Annotated in this window: 16 protein-coding genes and 1 pseudogene; 16 read left to right on the forward strand and 1 reads right to left on the reverse strand. The window is 63.5% G+C overall.

Annotated features, from left to right (window positions below; translation table 11 throughout):
- Positions 1–83: 83 nt before the first annotated feature.
- The 9 genes from HCN50_RS14435 to murC all read left to right on the forward strand — a co-directional run bounded on the left by HCN50_RS14435 (position 84) and on the right by murC (position 11,724).
- On the forward strand, positions 84–1,541 hold the full coding sequence (locus HCN50_RS14435; protein ID WP_171710325.1) for a UDP-N-acetylmuramoyl-L-alanyl-D-glutamate--2,6-diaminopimelate ligase: 1,458 nt from the start codon (positions 84–86) through the stop codon (positions 1,539–1,541).
- Positions 1,538–2,935, forward strand: a complete 1,398-nt coding sequence (locus HCN50_RS14440; protein ID WP_171710326.1) for a UDP-N-acetylmuramoyl-tripeptide--D-alanyl-D-alanine ligase — start codon at positions 1,538–1,540, stop codon at positions 2,933–2,935. Before HCN50_RS14435 ends, HCN50_RS14440 begins: the two co-directional genes overlap by 4 nt.
- A gap of 171 nt (positions 2,936–3,106) precedes the next feature.
- On the forward strand, positions 3,107–4,213 hold the full coding sequence (mraY, locus tag HCN50_RS14445) for a phospho-N-acetylmuramoyl-pentapeptide-transferase (protein WP_171710327.1): 1,107 nt from the start codon (positions 3,107–3,109) through the stop codon (positions 4,211–4,213).
- Positions 4,214–4,322: 109 nt separating this feature from the next.
- A complete protein-coding gene (murD, locus tag HCN50_RS14450) occupies positions 4,323–5,723 on the forward strand; it encodes a UDP-N-acetylmuramoyl-L-alanine--D-glutamate ligase (RefSeq protein WP_171710328.1) in 1,401 nt (466 codons plus the stop codon).
- Positions 5,724–5,776: 53 nt separating this feature from the next.
- Complete coding sequence (locus tag HCN50_RS14455; RefSeq protein ID WP_171710329.1) at positions 5,777–5,989, forward strand: hypothetical protein; 213 nt, start codon at positions 5,777–5,779, stop codon at positions 5,987–5,989.
- Between the two features lie 65 nt (positions 5,990–6,054).
- Complete coding sequence (locus HCN50_RS14460) at positions 6,055–7,503, forward strand: DUF5107 domain-containing protein (protein ID WP_171710330.1); 1,449 nt, start codon at positions 6,055–6,057, stop codon at positions 7,501–7,503.
- A 263-nt stretch (positions 7,504–7,766) separates the two neighbouring features.
- Positions 7,767–8,918: a putative lipid II flippase FtsW gene (ftsW, locus tag HCN50_RS14465; protein ID WP_171710331.1), complete on the forward strand. Its 1,152-nt coding sequence runs from the start codon at positions 7,767–7,769 to the stop codon at positions 8,916–8,918.
- 125 nt (positions 8,919–9,043) lie between these two features.
- The gene (murG, locus tag HCN50_RS14470) at positions 9,044–10,144 is read left to right on the forward strand and encodes an undecaprenyldiphospho-muramoylpentapeptide beta-N-acetylglucosaminyltransferase (RefSeq protein WP_171710332.1); all 1,101 of its coding nucleotides are present in this window, start codon (positions 9,044–9,046) and stop codon (positions 10,142–10,144) included.
- A gap of 176 nt (positions 10,145–10,320) precedes the next feature.
- Positions 10,321–11,724, forward strand: a complete 1,404-nt coding sequence (gene murC / locus HCN50_RS14475) for a UDP-N-acetylmuramate--L-alanine ligase (RefSeq protein ID WP_171710333.1) — start codon at positions 10,321–10,323, stop codon at positions 11,722–11,724.
- 56 nt (positions 11,725–11,780) lie between these two features.
- On the opposite strand, the pseudogene HCN50_RS14480 reads toward murC, so the two are convergent.
- Positions 11,781–12,116 (reverse strand): annotated as a pseudogene (locus HCN50_RS14480) (GIY-YIG nuclease family protein).
- 20 nt (positions 12,117–12,136) lie between these two features.
- Here HCN50_RS14480 and murB point away from each other — a divergent pair.
- The 7 genes from murB (at position 12,137) to HCN50_RS14515 (ending at position 21,232) form a co-directional block, all read left to right on the forward strand.
- Positions 12,137–13,057 carry a UDP-N-acetylmuramate dehydrogenase gene (gene murB / locus HCN50_RS14485; protein ID WP_171710334.1) on the forward strand — a complete coding sequence of 307 codons (921 nt, stop codon included), beginning with the start codon at positions 12,137–12,139 and terminating at the stop codon, positions 13,055–13,057.
- A 134-nt stretch (positions 13,058–13,191) separates the two neighbouring features.
- Positions 13,192–14,184: a D-alanine--D-alanine ligase family protein gene (locus tag HCN50_RS14490; RefSeq protein WP_171710335.1), complete on the forward strand. Its 993-nt coding sequence runs from the start codon at positions 13,192–13,194 to the stop codon at positions 14,182–14,184.
- Between the two features lie 298 nt (positions 14,185–14,482).
- Positions 14,483–15,469 carry a cell division protein FtsQ/DivIB gene (locus HCN50_RS14495; RefSeq protein ID WP_171710336.1) on the forward strand — a complete coding sequence of 329 codons (987 nt, stop codon included), beginning with the start codon at positions 14,483–14,485 and terminating at the stop codon, positions 15,467–15,469.
- Positions 15,466–16,785, forward strand: a complete 1,320-nt coding sequence (ftsA, locus tag HCN50_RS14500; RefSeq protein WP_171710337.1) for a cell division protein FtsA — start codon at positions 15,466–15,468, stop codon at positions 16,783–16,785. Before HCN50_RS14495 ends, ftsA begins: the two co-directional genes overlap by 4 nt.
- Positions 16,786–16,875: 90 nt before the next feature.
- Entirely contained in the window at positions 16,876–18,678 is a 1,803-nt protein-coding gene (gene ftsZ / locus HCN50_RS14505) for a cell division protein FtsZ (protein ID WP_171710338.1), read from the forward strand.
- Between the two features lie 349 nt (positions 18,679–19,027).
- Positions 19,028–19,987, forward strand: a complete 960-nt coding sequence (gene lpxC, locus HCN50_RS14510) for a UDP-3-O-acyl-N-acetylglucosamine deacetylase (protein ID WP_171710339.1) — start codon at positions 19,028–19,030, stop codon at positions 19,985–19,987.
- A 336-nt stretch (positions 19,988–20,323) separates the two neighbouring features.
- Positions 20,324–21,232, forward strand: coding sequence for an outer membrane protein assembly factor BamD (locus HCN50_RS14515; protein WP_171710340.1), 909 nt, complete (start codon positions 20,324–20,326; stop codon positions 21,230–21,232).
- The last annotated feature ends 164 nt before the right edge of the window (positions 21,233–21,396 follow it).

Below are 21,396 nucleotides of genomic sequence, written 5' to 3' on the forward strand. Positions count from 1 at the left end.
CGGAAAAGTGGAGACCGGTTTTCCGACAAGATCATGCTCTCAATATAGACGCGCCAGACTGCGCCGGGCCGGACTGGAACAAGATGAAACTTCGCGACCTCTTCAGCGACGACGCTGCGATCGAACCGCAGGCGGAAGTTGTCGATGTGAAGGGCTTGGCGGTCGACAGCCGCGCGGTGAAGCCCGGTGATTTGTTCTTCGCGCTCGCGGGGACCAAAACCGATGGCTCGCGCTTCATCGAGTCCGCGGTTCAGGCGGGCGCGGTCGCGGCAGCCGGCGAACATGCCTCTTCGGCCATCCGCGTTCCCTTTGTCGTCACGCCGAACCCGCGCCGCGCGCTGGCGCTGGCGGCGGCCAGATTCTATCCACGCCAGCCTGCAACGATCGCAGCCGTCACCGGTACCAGCGGCAAGACGTCCGTCGCTGCCTTCACGCGCCAGATCTGGGAGCGGCTCGGCCATGCCTCCGCCAGCATCGGCACCATCGGTCTGGTGTCGCAAAAGCGCACGGTCTATGGCTCGCTGACGACGCCGGACCCGATTGCGCTGCACAAGCAACTCGACGAGATCACTGGCGACGGCGTCACGCATCTCGCGTTTGAAGCCTCCTCGCACGGGCTCGACCAGTTCCGGCTCGACGGCGTGCGCATCGCCGCCGGCGGCTTCACCAATCTCTCGCGCGACCATATGGACTACCATCCGGATGAGGCGCATTACCTTGCAGCCAAGCTGCGGCTGTTCCGCGATCTGATCGTCCCCGATGGCGCGGCGGTGATCTCGGCCGATCATGATGTCTCGCAGCAGGTGATCGACGCGGCGCCGGCGCGCGGCTTGCGGGTCATCGCCGTCGGCCGCAATGCCGATGGCGCGGGCGAGGGCATCCGCCTCGTCGGCGCGACCGTCGAAGGATTTGCGCAAAATCTTGCGCTCGCGCATCGCGGCCGCAACACCACGGTCAAGCTGCCGTTGGTCGGCGAATTCCAGATCGAGAATGCGCTGGTCGCGGCGGGGCTTGCGATCGGCACCGGCAGCGAGCCGGATGCCGTGTTCGCCGCGCTTGAACATCTCGAAGGCGCCAAGGGACGACTGGAGCGCGTCGGCGAACATAATGGCGCGCCCATCTTCGTCGACTACGCGCACAAGCCGGACGCGCTGGCGAAGGCGCTGCAGGCGCTGCGCCCCTATGCCAAGCGCAAACTAGTCGTCATCTTCGGTGCCGGCGGCGACCGTGATGCCGGCAAGCGTCCGATCATGGGCGCGATTGCGGCCGAGAATGCCGATCACGTCATCATCACCGATGACAATCCGCGCAGCGAAAATCCAGCCACGATCCGCGCCGCCATTCTGGCTGCAGCGAAGGGTGCAACCGATATCGGCGATCGCGCCGAGGCTATCAGGGCAGGGATCGCAGCGCTGCAGGAGGGCGATGCGCTTCTGATCGCGGGCAAGGGGCACGAGACCGGCCAGATCGTCGGCGACAAGGTTCTGCCGTTCAGCGATCATGAAGCGGTAGCAGCCGCGCTCGCAGCGAGGGTGGCATGAGCGCGACGCCATTGTGGACGATTGCCGAAGTTGCGCGCGCGCTCGGTCTGTCAGGTGAGTATCCCGACACGCCGATCGATTTCGTCACGCAGGATAGCCGGCTGGTGAAGCCTGGAAGCCTGTTCGTGGCGTTGAGCGGCACGCCGAGCGGCGGCTTCATCTCGAGTTTCGCCAGCGCGCGCGACGGCTGGGAATTTGCCGACAAGGCGGAAGCCGCCGGCGCGGTGGCGATGATCGTTCCGCATCAGATTGCCGGCGTAACTATTCCGCAGCTGATCGTCAAGGACACGCTGATCGACGGCCTGTGGGGCCTCGCGCGCGCCGCGCGGGCGCGGTTCACGGGTCCGGTGATCGGCCTGACCGGCAGCGCCGGCAAGACCAGCACCAAGGAATTCCTTGCCGCGTACCCGAATGCTTATGCCAGCCCGAGCAGCTTCAACAATTTCTGGGGCGTGCCGCTGACGCTGTGCAATGCGAGCCCGCGCGCCAGCGTGTGGGTCGTCGAGATGGGCATGAACCAGACCGGCGAGATCGCGCGGCTGAGCGATCTGACCAAGCCGACGGTGGCGCTGGTGGTGAACGTGCAGCCGGTGCATCTGGAAAAGCTCGGCAGCCTGGAAGCGATCCGGCGCGAGAAGGTCAGCATCGCGCAAGGCTTACTTAGAAGAGGCCTGCCTGATCAAGGCGTGCTGGTGTTGCCTGACGATGTCGCGGCGCCGGAATGGAACGGCAAGGTCGTTCGCTTCGGCGAGGCGTCAGAGGTGCGGGAACTGAATCATGCGGCGGAAGGCGAGACCTGGAACGTCGCCGCGCAGGTGAATGGCCGCGAAATCGATTTCAGCCTGACGCCCGGCGCGCCACATCGCCTGCAGAATGCGCTGGCGGCACTGGCGTCGATCCATGCCGCCGGGCTCGATCCCGCGGCGCTGGCCAAAGAGCTAAACCATGTCGGCATCATGACCGGCCGCGGCGTGGAGCAGGTGGCCCGCGGCATCACCGTGATCGACGACAGCTTTAACGGCAACCCCGCCAGTATGGTGGCCGCGCTCGGCAGCCTGAAGGCGCGGCCGGTGAAAGCAGGCCGGCGCATCGCCATTCTCGGCGACATGCTGGAACTGGGCGCCGATGCGCCCGCCTATCACACAAAACTCGCTGGTGACCTGCCGGGCATCGACGGCATCTACTGCGTCGGTCCCTTGATGCGCCATCTATACGACCTCGTGCCGGCGGCGCGGGCGCTCGGCTGGCATGAAGACCCCGCTACGCTCGATCCCCAACAAATCGCCGCATTGCTGCGAGACGGCGACGTGGTCGTGATCAAGGGCAGCAAAAAGATGTTCTGGGTGAACAAGTTTGTGCCGAGGCTGCTGGCCGCCTTGCAGGCAAAGGCCTAAACTGCCGCACCCGGCGGGCGTTGCTGCCGTGAGACGCGATTCGTCAATACCCCATACATGCCATGCGTGACCAAGATTTGCTTGGTTTGAGCATGAAAACGATTATCAAGGCGTTTGCGGAGCGCTTCCGCCAAAGACGGCGCAACCACGCCGCGTGACAGGGCCTTTTGGATGTTTTACTGGCTGATCGAGCTTTCCAACACCGTCCCCGGTTTTGGCATCTTCCGCGGCGTGCTCAACGTGTTTCGCTACATCACCTTCCGCACTGGCGGGGCGATGGTGACGGGCGCGCTGTTCGTGTTCCTGTTCGGGCCGTGGATCATCGATCATCTGCGCCTCCGCCAAGGCAAGGGCCAACCGATCCGCACCGACGGCCCGCAATCGCATCTGATCTCCAAGAAAGGCACGCCGACGATGGGCGGGCTGATGATCCTCTCCGGCGTCGTGGTGGCGACGCTGCTGTGGGCCAATCCGCTCAACCCCTATGTCTGGATCGTGCTCGCGGTAACGCTCGGCTTCGGCTTTGTCGGATTCTACGACGACTATCTGAAGGTGACGAAGCAGAGCCACAGCGGCTTCGCCGGCAAGCTGCGGCTCCTGATCGAAGCGGTGCTCGCGCTCGCCGCCTGCTATGCGCTGGTGCGGCTCGGCCGCGACGCGACATCGACGTCGCTGGCGATCCCTTTCCTCAAGGACGTCGTGATCAATTTCGGCTGGTTCTTCGTGATCTTCGGCGCGTTCGTCATCGTCGGCGCCGGCAATGCGGTGAACCTGACCGACGGTCTCGACGGGCTTGCGATCGTGCCGGTCATGATCGCTGCCGCGAGCTTTGGCATGATCTCGTATTTGACCGGCAACGCGGTGTTCTCCGACTACCTGCAGATCAGATATGTCGCCGGCACCGGTGAGCTCGCGGTGCTGTGCGGCGCCGTGCTCGGCGCCGGCCTCGGGTTCCTCTGGTTCAATGCGCCGCCGGCCTCGATCTTCATGGGCGACACCGGCTCGCTCGCGCTCGGCGGCATGCTCGGGGCGACGGCGGTCGCGGTCAAGCACGAGATCGTGCTGGCCGTGATCGGCGGATTGTTCGTGCTGGAGGCCGTCTCCGTGATCGTGCAGGTGACCTCGTTCAAGCTGACGGGCAAGCGTGTGTTCCGGATGGCGCCGCTGCACCATCATTTCGAGCAGAAGGGCTGGACCGAGCCGCAGATCGTGATCCGGTTCTGGATCATTTCGGTGATGCTGGCGCTGGCCGGCCTCTCCACGCTGAAGCTGCGGTGATGATGATGCAATCCTACGGCTGTCATTCCGGAGGCCGCGAAGCGGCAATCCGGAATCTCGAGATTCCGGATAATCGCTGCGCGATTTCCGGAATGACCGCGGAGGCATCATGATCCCCGTCACTTCATTCGCCGACAAGACGGTCGCGGTGTTCGGCCTAGGTGGTTCCGGCCTTGCGAGCTGCTACGCGCTGAAAGCGGGCGGGGCGGAGGTGATCGCGGGCGACGATAACGCCGAAAATGTCGCCAAGGCGGCACAGGCCGGCTTTACCACGGCCGATTTGCGCACCGTGTCCTGGGCGAATTTTTCCGCGCTGATTCTCACCCCGGGCGCGCCGCTGACCCATCCGGCGCCGCATTGGTCGGCGCTGATGGCGCGGCAGGCCGGCTGTGAGGTGATCGGCGACATCGAACTGTTCTGCAGGGAGCGCCGCCGCCACGCACCGGACGCGCCGTTCGTTGCCATCACCGGCACCAACGGCAAGTCGACCACCACGGCCCTGATCGCGCATCTGATGAAGGTTGCGGGCTACGACACCCAGATGGGCGGCAATATCGGCACCGCAATCCTGTCGCTGGAGCCGCCGCGGATGGGGCGCGTGCATGTCGTCGAGATGTCGTCCTACCAGATCGACCTGGCGCCCTCGCTCGATCCGTCCGTCGGCATCCTGCTCAATGTCAGCGAAGACCATATCGACCGCCACGGCACGCTGGAAAACTATGCCGCCGTGAAGGCGCGGCTGGTTGCCGGCGTCCAGCCGCAGGGCACCTCGATCGTCGGCGTCGACGATGGCTGGTGCCGCAACATCGCCGACCGGCTCGACCAGGCGGGAAAACGCGTGGTGCGGATCTCCGTCAAGAACCCGCTGCCTGACGGCATCTATGTCGAGCGCGAGACCATCGTGCAGGCCTCCGGCGGTGCGCGCCGCGAGGTTGCACGGCTGGGCGGCATCGGTTCGCTGCGCGGGCTGCACAATGCGCAGAACGCAGCCTGCGCCGCGGCCTGCGCGTTGGCGATGGGCATCTCCACCGAAGTTTTGCAAAACGGCCTGCGCAGCTTTCCTGGGCTCGCGCATCGCATGGAGCAGGTCGGTCGGCGCGGCAACGTGCTGTTCGTCAACGATTCCAAGGGCACCAACGCGGACGCCGCCGCGCACGCGCTGTCGTCCTTCGCCGACATCTTCTGGATCGCCGGCGGCAAGCCGAAGCAGGGCGGCATCACCGGCCTCACCGAATACTTCCCGCGGATCCGCAAGGCCTACCTGATCGGCGAGGCCGCGCAGGAGTTCGCCGGTACGCTCGGCGATCGCGTGCCGCACGAGATTTCCGAAACGCTCGATGTCGCGGTCGCCAATGCCGCACGCGATGCGGAAGCCTCTGGGATCGCCGATCCGGTGGTGCTGCTGTCGCCCGCCTGCGCCTCGTTCGACCAGTACCGCAATTTCGAAATCCGTGGCGCCAAGTTTCGCGATCTGGTCACGGCCATGCCGGGCGTGAAGCCGGTGGTGTGAAGGAAGGCGGTCACTGATCCGTCATCGAGGACGTGACAGGTAGGGGAGTTGCGGTGGAAGTTGCAACAATCTGTTTTAAAGACCGCGATTGTGGAGATGAAGCTGTAGCCGTGGTCCGTGTGCAAGGTGAGATCGCCGGACTTACATTGTCTCTCAAACGACGCGGCGATGTTGAAGTCTTTTTTGGCAGGCAGGAATTGGAACAATTGATCGTGGCGTTGCAGAAGGCGCAGATGGTAATGCCGGGTGAGAAGCCCGTGGTTTAATTGTAGGATGGGTAGAGCGCAGCGAAACCCATCAGCTTCGCTCCTGCCATTCGAGGGCGTCGCAAATGGCAATTCATCCTCCCTCACGTAAGCCTGTTCGTTTTGCGATTGCAGTCCATTCGGCGATCTTTGCGCTTCATGCCGTCGCAGGCATGGCAGCGCTGGCATCCGACAGCGTATCTCTCAGCGAGTCGACGATTTCATGGAGCACCGTCAAGTACGCGACCGCTGCGGATAACGGGTTCGTCAGCGGATCGCTCGACAAGAAGACCATTGTCGATCGCACGTTCAAGACCTACGTGCTCGAGAATCGCTATCTGAAGGCGACGCTCGTCCCCGAATTTGGCGGGCGCATTCTCTCCATCATCTACAAGCCGACCGGCCACGAACAGCTTTATCGGACCGAAATAGGCGTGCCATACGGGATGGAGGCCGGTGTCTTTTATTACGACTGGTTGATGGTGTATGGCGGCATCTTCCCCACCTTCCCGGATCCCGAGCACGGCAAGACGTGGCTCAAGCCCTGGAATTTCAGGGTAGAGGAGGAGAGTGCCGGCGAAGTGACCGTGTCCATGTCGCTCAAGGATGACTTCGCGTATTCCGCGGCGCCAAGCCAGTTCCTCAAGGGGGCGACAGGCATCGAAGCGACCTACTATGTCACGCTGAAAGCCGATCGCGCCGCGCTCGATACACGGGTGGTTCTGAGAAACCCGCGCGACAAAACCGTGGACTACGAGTACTGGACGTGCACGACGCTCGCGCCGGGGTCGGACGCGAAGACTCCCAAAGCGACCGGCGGCGCCGAAATCATCGCGCCGATTGAGGCCTACACCACGCCCGCTTGGTCGAAGAATCTGTCCGAAGGCGAGGAGAGCCTAGGTGCGGGCAGGAGCCGTTTTGTGAAATTGCGCTATTTCAAGAGCTGGCCGACGATGGGCATCGCCTATGCGGCGCCCGATATGCAGGGCGGAAACTTCTGGGGCGTGATCAACCACGACAATGAGGAAGGGATCATTCGCATCGCGGACAATAAAGTCACGCCGGGTCTGAAGATGTGGACGTGGGGATTTCCGTCGTTCACGCACGAAACCGACGCGCGCAACGAGCCGAGCGAAGCGCGGCCTTACATTGAATTGTGGGCGGGCGTGTCGGACCAGTTCTTCCACCGGGCCAGGCTTCCCGCGCGGGGTGAAGTATCTGTTAGGGAGACCTACAGTCCGACCGTCGGCATGAGCAATGTGACGGATGCGAATGAGAATATCCTGATTAATCTCTCGGCCACGGCCTCCGAAGTAAAACTTCAGTTCTTCAGCATCGAACCGGCCACGCCGTTGCGCGTAGCGTTGAAACACGGCCATGCGACATTGTTCGACGAGACGGTGATACCCGACATGAAAAGCGGAAACCGCGTTGCGGCGAAGATTCCCGCCGGCGGCAGCGGCGAGCACGTGCGGCTGACGATCGTGACCACCAATGGACGAGAAATGATCGCGGCCGATGCAAAAATGAAATAATGAGTATCGCTTCGCTCCAGCCATCCACGGACTGTCGTCACCCGCCTTGTGCGCAATTGCGCACAGGGGCGGGTGATCCAGTATTCCAAAGACATCAGCGATAGATCCGATAGGCCCCTGCTACTGGATACCCGCCTTCGCGGGTATGACGATCTGTTGTGAGGCACGACCGCGCGCTATTTCAAAAGTTATCCCTCCCATTAACCCCCCATAAACCATCCTGCGCCACCAATGGGCGTCACCTCTGCCATTTGGGGACGTCCATGCTTGCCCGTGATCAACGCACGCCGTTTTCGGACTGGTGGTGGACCGTGGACAAGCTGCTGCTCGGCGCGATCATGGCGCTGATGCTGGGCGGGGTGATCCTGTCGCTGGCGGCGAGCCCGCCGGTGGCGACCCGGATCGGGCTCGATCCGTTTCACTTCTTCAGCCGGCACATGCTGTTCCTGCTGCCGTCGCTTCTGGTGCTGATCGGGGTGTCGTTCCTCTCGCCCAAGCAGATCCGCCGGCTGGCGCTGCTGGTCTTTGTGGTGAGCATCATCCTCATCGTGGCGACGCTGGCATTTGGCGCGGAAGTGAAGGGATCGCGGCGCTGGATCACGCTGCTCGGCGTCAACATTCAGGCCTCCGAATCCGCCAAGCCCGCCTTCGTCGTGATGGCGGCATGGTTGTTTGCGGAATCCACCAGGCGGCCGGAAATGCCGGCGACTTCGATGGCAATGGTGCTGCTATTGACGCTGGTGTCACTTCTGGTGATGGAGCCGGATTTCGGTCAGACCATGCTGATCCTGATGGTATGGGGGACGCTGTTCTTCATCGCCGGCATGCGGATGATCTGGGTGGCCGGCCTTGCCGGCGCCGCGGCTGCCGGATTGTTCAGCGCCTATCTGCTGGTTCCGCATGTCGCCGGCCGCATCAAGCGCTTCATGAACCCGGCCTCCGGCGATACCTTCCAGGTCGACATGGCGATGGAAGCGTTCTGGAACGGCGGCTGGTTCGGGCTCGGCCCCGGCGAGGGCATCGCCAAGCGCAGCCTGCCGGACAGCCATACCGACTTCGTGTTCGCAGTGGCGGCGGAAGAGTTCGGCATCATTCTGTGTCTGGCGCTGGTCGCCCTGTTCGCATTCATCGTGCTCCGCACGCTGACCCGCGCCTATGCCAACGAAGACATGTTCGCGCGCTTTGCGGCTTCGGGACTTGCCATCCTGTTCGGCGTGCAGGCTGCCATCAACATGGCGGTCAATTTGCAACTGATCCCCGCCAAGGGCATGACGCTGCCCTTCATCTCCTATGGCGGCTCGTCGATCATCTCGCTCGCCTATGGCGTCGGCATGATGCTGGCGCTGACGCGACAGCGCCCGCGCACCGAGGTGGAATCGATGAACGAGGCCGGCGTTGCGCGCGGTTACGCTTAATAGCGATGCCATCTCCTTGTCATTGCGAGGAGCAACGCGACGAAGCAATCCATCTATCCCCGTGCCGAGGTATGGATTGCTTCGCTCCGCTCGCAATGACGGCTGATTGCCTGTAAAAGGCCTCGATGGACAATTCCCCTCTCATTCTGCTGGCCGCCGGCGGCACCGGCGGTCATCTGTTTCCGGCCGAAGCGCTTGGTGTCGAACTGATCAAACGCGGCCTCCGCGTGCGGCTGGCGACCGATGCCCGCGCGCTGCGCTACAGCGGCCTGTTCACCACTGACAACATCGACGTTGTGCCGAGCGAGACGGTGCGCGGGCGCAATCCGTTATCGCTGGCGCGCACTGTCATGACGCTCGGCTATGGAACAGGCGTGGCAATTAACCTCGTGCGGCGGCTGAAGCCTGCCGCCGTGGTTGGCTTCGGCGGCTACCCGACGCTGCCGCCGCTGATCGCGGCAAGGCTGCTCGGCGTGCCCGGCATCATTCACGACGCCAATGCGGTGCTCGGCCGCGCCAACCGTTTTCTCTCCGGCCGCGTCAATGCAATTGCGACCTCGTTGCCGGGCGTGCTGGATCGCGATCCGGCCCTCGCAGGAAAGGCCACGACGGTCGGAACGCCGATGCGGCCGGCGATCCTTGCCGCCGCCGCGGTGCCGTTTGCTGCGCCTGAACCGAATGGAACGCTGCGCTTGCTGGTGGTCGGCGGCAGCCAGGGCGCGCGGGTGATGAGCGACATCGTACCGGGCGCGATCGAGCGGCTCGAGCCGGTGCTTTGGAGACGCCTGGTCCTGACGCAACAGGTGCGCGAGGAAGACATGGCGCGGGTCTGGGCGGTCTACGATCGCCTCCAGATCAAGGCCGAGCTCGCGCCGTTCTTTGCCGATCTGCCGGCCCGGCTGGCGTCCAGCCATCTGGTGGTCTCGCGCTCCGGAGCCGGCACGGTCGCGGAACTCGCCGCGATTGGCCGGCCCTCGATCCTGGTGCCGCTGCCCGGCGCGATCGATCAGGACCAGTTCGCCAATGCCGGCGTGCTGGCCAAGGTGGACGGGGCTATACGGATTGCGCAGACCGAATTCACACCCGACCGGCTGGCGGCCGAAATCTCCGCTTTCGCCACCGAGCCGGCGCGGCTGACCGCGATGGCAGAGGCCGCCCGCAGGGTAGGCCGGCTCGATGCCGCCGAACGGCTGGCCGACCTGGTGATGAAAACGGCCGGAATCTAGGCGATTGTTCGCAAAATTGCCCCTTGTCATGCGCCGCGAAAGCGGGGCATCCAGTATACTGCGGCGCCTGATTTGAGCCTTGGCTCTTACGAATACTGGCTTCGCGAAATACTGGATCGCCCCGCGCCTGTGCGCAATCGCGCACAAGGCGGGCGATGACGGCCAAGGACATACCCATGAGACTGCCGCGCGAGATCGGACCCATTCACTTCGTCGGGATCGGCGGCATCGGCATGAGCGGCATCGCCGAGGTGCTCGTCAATCTCGGCTACACCGTGCAGGGCTCGGACGCTTCCGAAAGCGGCAATGTCGCGCGGCTGCGGGAGAAGGGCGTCAAGGTCTCGGTTGGCCACAAGGCCGAGAATGTCGACGGCGCTGACGTCGTCGTGGTCTCCACCGCGATCAAGCGCGACAATCCGGAACTGATGGCGGCGCGCGCGCAGCGCATCCCGGTGGTGCGCCGCGCCGAAATGCTTGCCGAGCTGATGCGGCTGAAAAGCTGTGTCGCGATTGCCGGCACCCATGGCAAGACCACCACGACGTCGATGGTCGCGGCGCTGCTGGACGGCGGCAACCTCGACCCGACCGTGATCAATGGCGGCATCATCAACGCCTACGGCACCAATGCGCGGCTGGGCGCCGGCGACTGGATGGTGGTGGAAGCCGACGAAAGCGACGGCACATTTTTGAAACTGCCGACTGACGTCGCTATCGTCACCAACGTCGATCCCGAGCATCTCGATCATTTCAAGACCTTCGAGGCGATCCAGGACGCGTTCCGCAATTTCGTCGAGAACGTGCCGTTCTACGGCTTTGCGGTGATGTGCATCGATCATCCGGTGGTGCAGAGCATCGTCGGGCGGATCGAGGATCGCCGCATCATCACCTATGGCGAGAACCCGCAGGCCGACGCGCGGCTGATGGAGCTGACGCCGATCGCCGGCGGATCGAAATTCAAGGTCGCGATCCGCAATCGCAAGACCGACGCCAGCCACGAGATATCAGACATCACCTTGCCGATGCCCGGGCGTCACAACGCCTCGAATGCCACGGCCGCCATCGCCGTCGCGCACGAGCTTGGCATTTCCGACGACGCGATCCGCCAGGCGATCGCGGGCTTCGGGGGGGTCAAGCGGCGCTTCACCCGCACCGGCGAGTGGAACGGCGTCACCGTCATTGATGACTATGGCCATCACCCGGTCGAGATCGCGGCGGTGCTGAAGGCTGCACGGGATTCATATGGCGGCAAGATCATCGCCGTGGTGCAGCCGCACCGCTTTACCCGGCTGCAATCGCTGTTCGAGGAATTCTGCACATGCTTCAACGATGCCGACGCCGTTATTGTGGCCGAGGTTTATCCGGCCGGCGAGACGCCGATCGAAGGGATCGACCGTGACCATTTTGTCCTCGGCCTGCGCGCGCATGGCCATCGCGAGGTGATCCCGCTGCCGAGTTCGGGGGAGCTGGCCAAGGTCGTGCGCGGTATCGCCAATCCAGGCGATCTCGTCGTCTGCCTGGGGGCCGGCAACATCACGCAATGGGCCTACGCGCTGCCTGGCGAACTGAAGGCGCTGGGGTGATGAGCATTTCGCCCTCAGTCTCGTCATGGCCGGGCTTGTCCCGGCCATCCACGTCCTTAAGTCGCGATTGTATCAAAAAGGTCGTCCCAATCCGGATTCATGGCGACAATCTTGCGAACCTTCCAGCCGCGGGGCCAATGTTTGATACTGTGTTCGCGCTGGATAGCGTCTCGGATGTCGTCGAATCATTCGAAATAGACCAATCGCTTCAGGCCATATCGTTTTGTGAAACCGTCTACGAATCCCGACCGATGTTCAAACACCCGACGGACCAGATCGCTCGTCACCCCGACATACAGGATGCCATTCGGTCGGTTGGTCAGAATGTAAACATAGCCACCTGCCATGCGGATAGTCTGCAAGACGTGGATGGCCGGGACAAGCTCGGCCATGACGAAATGAGAGAGCATTCTTGACATTCCCCGACCTCACGCCTGACCTCAAGGCCGCGATGCCGGAGCTGCGTGGGCGGCTCTTGGCGAACCAGTCGCTTGCCGAATTGACCTGGTTTCGCGTCGGCGGGCCGGCGCAGGTGCTGTTCACGCCGGCAGATGAAGACGATCTCGCCTATTTCTTAAAGCTGCTTCCGAAGGAGTTGCCGACTTACGTGGTCGGCGTCGGCTCCAACTTGATCGTGCGTGACGGCGGGATGCCGGGCGTGGTGATTCGCCTGTCGCCGCGGGCATTTGGCGAGACCTCGGCTTCCGGCGATGTCGTCAGCGCAGGGACAGCCGCGCTCGACAAGCGGGTGGCGGAGACCGCCGCCGCGGCCGGCATCGGCGGCATGGAATTCTTCTTCGGCATTCCCGGCACCATCGGCGGCGCACTGCGGATGAATGCCGGCGCCAATGGGCGCGAGACCAAGGATGTCCTGGTCGAAGCAACCGGTATCGGCCGCGACGGCACCAGGCGTGTTTTCAGCAATGCCGACATGAAGTTCGTCTACCGCAACAGCGGCGTCGACCCGGCGATCGTTTTCACCTCCGCGCGTTTTCAAGGCGCCGCTGCAGCGCCCGAAACCATCCGCGCACGGATGAATGAAGTTCAGAATCATCGCGAGACCGCGCAGCCGATCCGCGAAAAAACCGGGGGGTCGACCTTCAAGAATCCGCCCGGCAACAGCGCGTGGAAACTGATCGACGCTGCCGGCTGCCGGGGCCTGCGTGTGGGAGGAGCGCAGGTCTCGGAAATGCACTGCAATTTCCTCATCAACACCGGCAACGCCAGCGGGCATGATATTGAAATCTTGGGCGAAACCGTGCGCGAGCGGGTTAAAGCGAATTCTGGCATAGAGCTACACTGGGAAATCAAGCGGATCGGGATTCCGGTCTAGTCGTCGTTCCGGGCCGATGCGAAGCATCGAACTATGATGTGCTATTGCACATCAGAGAATCTCGAGATTCCGGGTCTGCTCCTTGGGAGCATGCCGGAATGACCGATAGCGGAATGACGGATAGGTAGAGGCCAATGCGAACGACCATTCTCTTCGGCGGCACCAACAAGGAGCGTCTGGTTTCGGTGGCAAGCGCGCAGGCGCTGCACCGGGCCCTGCCGGAAGCCGATCTCTGGTTCTGGTCCGTGGCGGACACCGTGCATGAGATCAACTCGACCCTGCTGCTGGAGCACGCGCGCCCGTTCGAGGATGAATTCAAGCCGGCTGGCCGCTGCATCGAGCTGAACAAGGCGCTGGACAAGGCCAAAGCCGAGGACCGCGTGCTTGTACTCGGATTGCACGGCGGCCGCGCCGAGAACGGCGAGCTGCAGGCGATGTGCGAACTGCGTGGGATTCCCTTCACCGGCTCCGGCTCGGCGTCGTCAAACCTCGCCTTCGACAAGGCGGCGGCCAAGCGCTTTGCGGCGATTGCGGGCGTCGCTACGCCGGAAGATATCGAGCTGGACAATCTCGACGCGGCCTTTGCCGAATACGGCAGGCTGATTGCAAAGCCGGCGCGGGATGGTTCAAGCTACGGCCTGATCTTTGTCAACGCGAAGCAGGACCTCGTTGCGGTCCGCAACGCCGCTAAAACCGAAGAATATCTGATCGAGCCGTACATCGCGGGCACGGAAGCAACCTGTGGCGTGCTGGAGCAATCGGATGGCACGCTGATGTCGCTTCCGCCGATCGAGATCGTCCCCGGAGAGGGCACCTTCGACTACACGGCCAAATACCTGCTCAAATCGACGCAGGAGATCTGCCCCGGGCGCTTTTCTCCGGAAATCAGTGCGCTCCTGAAGGATCAGGCGCTGCGAGCGCACAAAGCGCTGTCCTGCACCGGCTATTCCCGGACCGATTTCATCATCTCGGCGAAGGGGCCGGTCTACCTGGAAACCAATACCCTGCCGGGCCTGACGGCGGCATCGCTCTATCCCAAGGCGCTGAAGGTGCAGGGGATCGAATTTGCGGACTTTCTGCGCGACCAGATCGCGTTGGCGGAGCGGCGGAGCCGGGAACGGGTTTGATCGGCTGCCCTGTTAACCGGGAACCAGCCCCTGATCCCGAAAATTGTTTCAAAATCCTAACAGTTGAGCGGCAAACTACTCAAAACACGTATCAAATCTCGCCGTCGGGGCGACGGTTTTACACTTTGTTTACCAGTAAGTCCGAAGGTTAACGCTGGCGGCGCATGTGGCGCTTGGCTGCCGGGGTGTACCTGTTCCGACTTCAGGTCAGCACTTAAGTCCGGCACGGCCGAGAGGTCATTTGAGCCAGGACTCGCAAAAAAGCTTTGCGGGAACAACACTTGAATAGGCTCGTGCAATGGATGGTGCAGGACGCCTCATGGGGTCGGCGAGATCGCCGGGGCCCCAGGCTGACCTGAAAGCGGCTGCTATTGGAGCGGTCGTGTTGCTGCGCGAGCGGCTGGGCCGCCGCGCCCGGGTCCCGGCAAGACCCGTGATCGATCGCGAGCCGTCGAATCGCCTGGTCCTCCTGGTCGAACGTTACCTTCCGAATCGTCTCGGCGTCGCCCTGACCTTCCTGATGCTGCTCGGCAGTGCCGGCTTTGGCATCGTCAAGGGCGGTCACCTCGACGCATTCACGGCAGCGCTCAGCGACACGCGCAATGCGCTGGCCAACTCGGCGGGATTCCGCATTACCGAAGTCATCATCAACGGCCGCAAGCAATTGAGTCAGGACGAGGTGCTCGCGATCGGCGGCATCAATGGCCGCTCCTCGCTGTTGTTTCTCGACGCGGTCACGGTGCGGGACAGGCTCAAGGCCAATCCTTGGATCGCTGATGCGACCATCCTGAAGCTTTATCCCGGCCAGTTGCAGATCGACATCGTCGAGCGCACGGCTTTCGCGCTGTGGCAGCAGGCCGGCCAGTTGTCAGTGATCTCCGAGGACGGCGCAATACTGGAGCCTTATGTATCGCGCCGCTTCGCGACGCTGCCGCTGGTGGTGGGCAAAGGGGCCGACGTCAAGGCGCGTGATTTCCTCGCGCTGCTCGATCGCTATCCGCAGGTCCGCTCGGTGACCAAAGCTGCGATTTTCGTCGGCGAACGGCGCTGGAATTTGCGGCTGAATGACGGCCTCGACATTCGCCTGCCGGAGAACGACGTCGGCAACGCACTTGCGATGTTGAGCAAGCTCGACAAGGAGGACCGGCTGTTCTCGCGCGATATCGTTGCCGTCGACATGCGCCTGCCGGACCGCCTGACGGTGCAATTGTCGGAGGACGCGGCAAAGGCCCGCGAGGAACTGTTCAAGGAAAAGAAGCCGAAGAAAAAGGCCGGTGACGCATGACCGGCCTCGATCGCAACCAGACCCCGAAGACGCGGCCCGTCGATCACAAGCGTACGGCGCTGGTGGCGTCGCTCGACATCGGCACCAGCAAGATCGCCTGCATGATCGCGCGGCTGAAGCCCTCGCCGCCGAGCGAGGCGCTGCGCGGACGTACCCACGCGGTGGAATTGATCGGCTACAGCCAGATCCAATCGCGCGGCGTCAAGGCAGGCTCCGTGGTCGATCTCGCCGAATGCGAGCAGGCGGTGCGCCAGGCGGTGGCGCTGGCCGAGCGCATGGCCAAGGTCCGCGTTGAATCAATATTGCTGTCGGTTTCCGGCGGGCGGCTGCAAGGCCAGCTTGTCGAGGCCGCCGCCGATATCAGAGGCGGCTCGGTCACCGCTGAAGACGTCACCCGGGTGACCTCCACCGGCATGCGCCACGCCACCGGCGAGGGGCGCACGGTGCTGCACGCACTGCCGGTCGGCTACGCGCTGGACGGCGTCAAGGGGATCCGCGATCCGCGCGGCATGGTGGCCCGGCAGTTCGGCGTCGACATGCAGGTGGTGACGGCGGACGCCACCGTCGCCCGCAACCTGATGCTGGTAGTCGAGCGCTGCCACCTCAATGTCGAGGCCATGGCGGCGAGTCCTTATGTAGCAGGCCTGTCCGTGCTGACCGACGACGAGGCCGATCTCGGCGCGGCCGTGGTCGAAATGGGGGCCGGGTCGACTACAATCGCGACCTATTCGGGCGGCCGTTTCGTGCATGCGAGCGGATTTGCGCTCGGCGGTCAGCATGTGACGATGGACCTTGCCCGCGGCGTCGGCGCATGCATTGCTGATGCCGAGCGAATCAAGACGTTATATGGCACCGTGCTGACCGGCGGGTCCGACGCGCGCGAGTTGATGTCTGTACCGACTGCGGGCGAAGAACATGATGCGCCGCAGATCGTCTCGCGCGCCACGATTGCCAACATCGTCCGGCATCGTGCCGAGGAGATTTTTGAAATGGTCCGGGACCGACTCGCGGATTCCCCCTTTGCGGCAGAGCCGAGGGCGCGGGTTGTTTTGAGCGGCGGGGCGTCCCAGCTCACCGGCACCGTGGAGCTCGCCACCCGCATTCTCAACCGGCCGGTCCGGATCGGCCGTCCGCTCGGGTTCGGCCGGCTGCCCAACGAGGCCAAGAGCGCCTCGTTCGCGGTGCCGACCGGCCTCCTGGTCTATCCGCAATACGCTCATCTTGAACACGTCGAACCGCGGCATACGCGGCAACTCAAGACAGGGACGGACGGTTATTTTGGAAGGGTCGGACGATGGCTTCGCGAGGGCTTCTGATGACCGGTCTTGCAAACAAGCGATTTTCACCAGATCCCGCGGCCACCGGCCGGGGCGAACCAACGCGCGCGTCGTAATCGAGAGGCAATCATGGCACTCAATCTGACACCCCCTGACATCAGCGAGCTGAAACCGCGGATTACCGTCTTCGGTGTCGGTGGAGCAGGCGGCAATGCCGTCAATAACATGATCACTGCCGGGTTGCAGGGAGTCGACTTCGTCGTCGCCAACACCGACGCGCAGGCGCTGACCATGTCGAAGGCCCAACGCATCGTGCAGATGGGCACGGCGGTCACGCAGGGCCTCGGCGCAGGGTCGCAGCCTGATGTCGGCGCGGCGGCGGCGCAGGAGGTCATCGACGAGCTTCGCGACCATCTCTCGGGCGCCAACATGGTGTTCGTCACCGCCGGCATGGGCGGCGGCACCGGCACCGGCGCAGCCCCGGTGATCGCCAAGACCGCGCGCGACATGGGCATCCTCACCGTTGGCGTCGTGACCAAGCCGTTCCACTTTGAAGGCCAGCGCCGCATGCGCACCGCCGAATCCGGCATTGCCGAGCTGCACAAGGTGGTCGACACGCTCCTGATCATCCCGAACCAGAACCTGTTCCGGGTCGCCAACGAAAAGACCACCTTCGCCGACGCCTTCGCGATGGCCGATCAAGTGCTCTACTCGGGCGTCGCCTGCATCACCGATCTCATGGTCAAGGAAGGCCTGATCAACCTCGACTTCGCCGATGTCCGCGCGGTGATGCGCGAAATGGGCAAGGCGATGATGGGCACCGGCGAGGCGACCGGCGACAAGCGCGCGCTGACCGCAGCCGAAGCCGCGATCGCCAACCCGCTGATCGACGATAGCTCGATGAAGGGCGCCAAGGGTCTGCTGATTTCGATCACCGGCGGCAAGGACCTGACGCTGTTCGAAGTCGACGAAGCCGCCACGCGGATTCGTGAGGAAGTCGACCAGGACGCCAACATCATCGTCGGCGCCACTTTCGATGAATCGCTCGACGGCATCATCCGCGTCTCCGTCGTTGCGACCGGCATCGATCAGTCGCAGATCGCGCGCGGCAACCAGCCTGCGCCGGTTGCTGCCGCCGCACCTGCCACCGCACCCGCCGCCACGGCGTCGCCGGACTCGCGTCTGGCTGAATTGACGGCTCGCCTGCGCGCCGACAATGCGCGCCTGGCCGAGCGCGTCCAGAAGCTCGAGCCGGCGTCGGCGCCGCAGGTGGCCGCTGCGGCACCGACGCCCGCCGCTGCGCAGGCGCAGCGCGGAAATGTCGAGCGTGCGGCGCTCGCCGCGATCGCCGCCGCCGTCGAACCCCCGCAACAGGCGCCGATCCAGCCGGCGTCCTATGGCGACGTTACGGTTCGCCCGATCGCCCAGAAGCCGACCCTGTTCCCGGACAAGGAGGCCGCCCGCATCGAGCCCGAGCCGGCGATGCCTGAAACCTTCATCCCGCAAGCGGCCGAACGCCCGCCGGTCCGCACGCCGCGGATGCCGAAGTTCGAGGAACTTCCGATGCCGGCGCAGGCCGAGATCCGGCAGGCGCGTGGTGAGCCCGAAGAGGAGCATCCGCAGAAGACCCGGCTGTCGCTGCTGCAGCGGCTGGCCAATGTCGGCCTCGGCCGCCGCGACGAGGAGAACGAGCCGCCGATCGCCGCGCGGGCGTCCGGTCCGGCGATGGCGCCACTGCCGCCGCTGCCGGAACGCAAGCCGCAGCGCACGGTCGCCCAGCAAATGGCGAATCACGAGCCGGTATCGGAATATGCAAAGCGTTCGGCGCCGCAGGGTTTGGACGTTCATGGCCGCCCGGCACCTGTTGCCCCGGCGCCACAGGGCGACGACCATCTTGATATCCCGGCCTTCCTCCGGCGTCAGGCCAACTGAGGTTTTGTTACAATCGACCTGAGCCAAAGGGCCCCGGCTGGACCAGCCGGGGCCCTTTCCTTTGAGGCGGGGCCAGGTTCGGAAGGTCGGTCAACCAACTGATTTTAAATCATTAATTATCCACTCCGTGATCAGCTGTTACGGCTAAGAACGCCTCCCGCCATGCCGGAATTGGGTTAACCCTTGGCGCGAATGCGGCAGAGATAGGGTAACAATCCGTAAAGAAGCGTGAGTTGTGCGCGTTAGGGCAAAGACTATGGTCTGCCATGACTTGGGGATGCCTAGAACGCGAATCGGCGCACACGGCCGGTTCCGTCTTTAGGTTAAGTCGGGTAGTGGGCAGTTATCGATGAAATTCAGCCGCCAAACCACGCTTCGGTCGCAAGCCACCGTCACGGGTGTTGGCGTTCATTCCGGTTTACCTGTGAGCCTGACCATCGGACCGGCACCTGTGAATGCGGGTCTTGTTTTTGTCCGTACCGGCCTTGATGAGACCGACCGCGAAATTCCCGCCGTCGCCGCATCCGTCACCGCGACCGATTTCCAGACCGTTCTCGGCGACCGCGAAGGCCCGCTGGTTTCTACCTCCGAACACGTTCTCGCTGCCTTGCGCGGCATGGGTGTCGACAACGCCATCATCGAAGTCGATGGTCCCGAAGTTCCGATCATGGACGGCAGTGCGGCGGCCTTCGTCGCTGCGATTGATCAGGCCGGCATCATCACCCAGTCGGCTTCCCGCCGCTTCATTCAAATCCTCAAGCCGGTGCAGGTTGCGATTGGCGACAGCTTTGGCGAACTGCGTCCGCATGCGGGCGGGTTCCGCGTCGAAGTCGAAATCGACTTCGCCGCGCCTGCAATCGGCCGCCAGAATTATTCGCTCGATCTGAGCCCGGAAAGCTTCCGCCGCGAGGTTTCGCGCGCGCGCACCTTCGGCTTCATGAGTGACACCGCGCGGCTGTGGAGCGCGGGCTTCGCGCTCGGCGCGTCGTTCGAGAATTCGGTGGTGTTCGACGAGGACCGTCTGCTCAACCCGGAAGGGCTGCGCTACAGCGATGAATGCGTTCGCCACAAGGTGCTCGATGCCATCGGCGACCTCACGCTGGCCGGCTTGCCGCTGCTCGGCGCCTATCGCTCGATCCGCCCCGGCCACAAGCTGAACCACGCCGTGCTGACCGCGCTGTTGGCCGATCGCAGCGCCTGGCGGGTGGTCGAGGCTGAACCGGCACGCCGTCCCCGCGGTTATGTCGAGGCTGGCGCGGGCATGGTGGGCGGCTTGATCGCCCCGGCCTATGGTCCGGACGTCTCCTGACTTTGCCTTTGCAATATCCAGCTTTATCCTTCATTTCTGACCCGTTTTGCGCCGCATCGGCGCGTTTTCCGTAGTAACCACAATCGGTAACAACGGCCGTTCCGCCGCCTTAATCCGGGCGAATTGGCTGCGTATTCGGTTGGTCAAGGAGCATTTTTCGGCTACAGAAGCCCGCGGTTGCACCACACGCGCCACGGGCCCTGAAGAAATTGGGCACCAAACGCAAATTGGGCACCAAACGCATTGGGCATCGGGAATATGACGTCCATGACTGCGGTTCACGGACGGGCGGGCTCACTCATCAGTCGCATTACAGGGCGTCAGGTCACAGATTCCATGTCGGCACAGCGTATGACGCTTGAATCACGCAATTCACTCGGGGCGTCCGGTCTCGCTCGCGCGGGGCGATCGCTGCGGCTGGCGGCAGGCCTGATTGCGCTCGCCATCCCCTTGAGCGGTTGCGGCACGGGCGCGCTCTGGGACAAGTTCACCCAGAAGGACGACACCTTCAACGAAGAGCCCGCGGACAAGCTCTACAATGAGGGCTTGTACCTGATGAACCAGCGCAAGGATAACAAGGCGGCGGCGAAGAAATTCGAGGAAGTCGATCGCCAGCATCCTTATTCGGACTGGGCGCGCAAATCGCTCCTGATGTCGGCGTATTCCTTCTATAACCAGGGCGACTATGATAGCTGCATCGGCGCGGCGACCCGCTACGTCACGCTGCATCCCGGCAGTCCCGACGCAGCCTACGCGCAATATCTGATCGCGGCCTCGCATTACGACCAGATCCCGGACATCTCCCGCGACCAGGGCCGCACCGAAAAGGCGATCGCGGCGCTGGAAGAGGTGATTCGCAAATACCCGACCTCCGAATACGCCAACTCCGCCAAGGCCAAGCTCGAAGGCGCGCGCGACCAGCTCGCCGGCAAGGAAATGGATGTCGGCCGCTACTACATGGAGCGGCGCGACTACACCGCCGCCATCAACCGCTTCAAGACCGTGGTCACCCGCTACCAGACCACGCGGCACGTCGAGGAAGCGCTGGCGCGGCTCACGGAAGCCTATATGTCGATCGGAATCGTCGGCGAGGCGCAGACGGCGGCGGCTGTGCTTGGGCACAACTTTCCTGACAGCCGCTGGTACAAGGACGCCTATAATCTTGTAAAGTCGGGCGGTCTCGAGCCCAGCGAGAACAAGGGTTCCTACATTTCCAGGGCCTTCAAGAAGCTGGGTCTTGGATAACCCAGGCGGATTCGACATTCGCTTGGGCCATGCCGCGACTTCGTGAGGCGAATGCAGATCCGTAAAGCTCCACTACCAGCTCGGTATTTGCTAGTGGTCCTTTTGATTCTAACATTCGCAATGGTGGCTCCCAGGGCGGGGAGCAAATGTTAGAACCGGACCAC

The organism is Bradyrhizobium archetypum, from assembly GCF_013114835.1.
GTDB lineage: Bacteria > Pseudomonadota > Alphaproteobacteria > Rhizobiales > Xanthobacteraceae > Bradyrhizobium > Bradyrhizobium archetypum.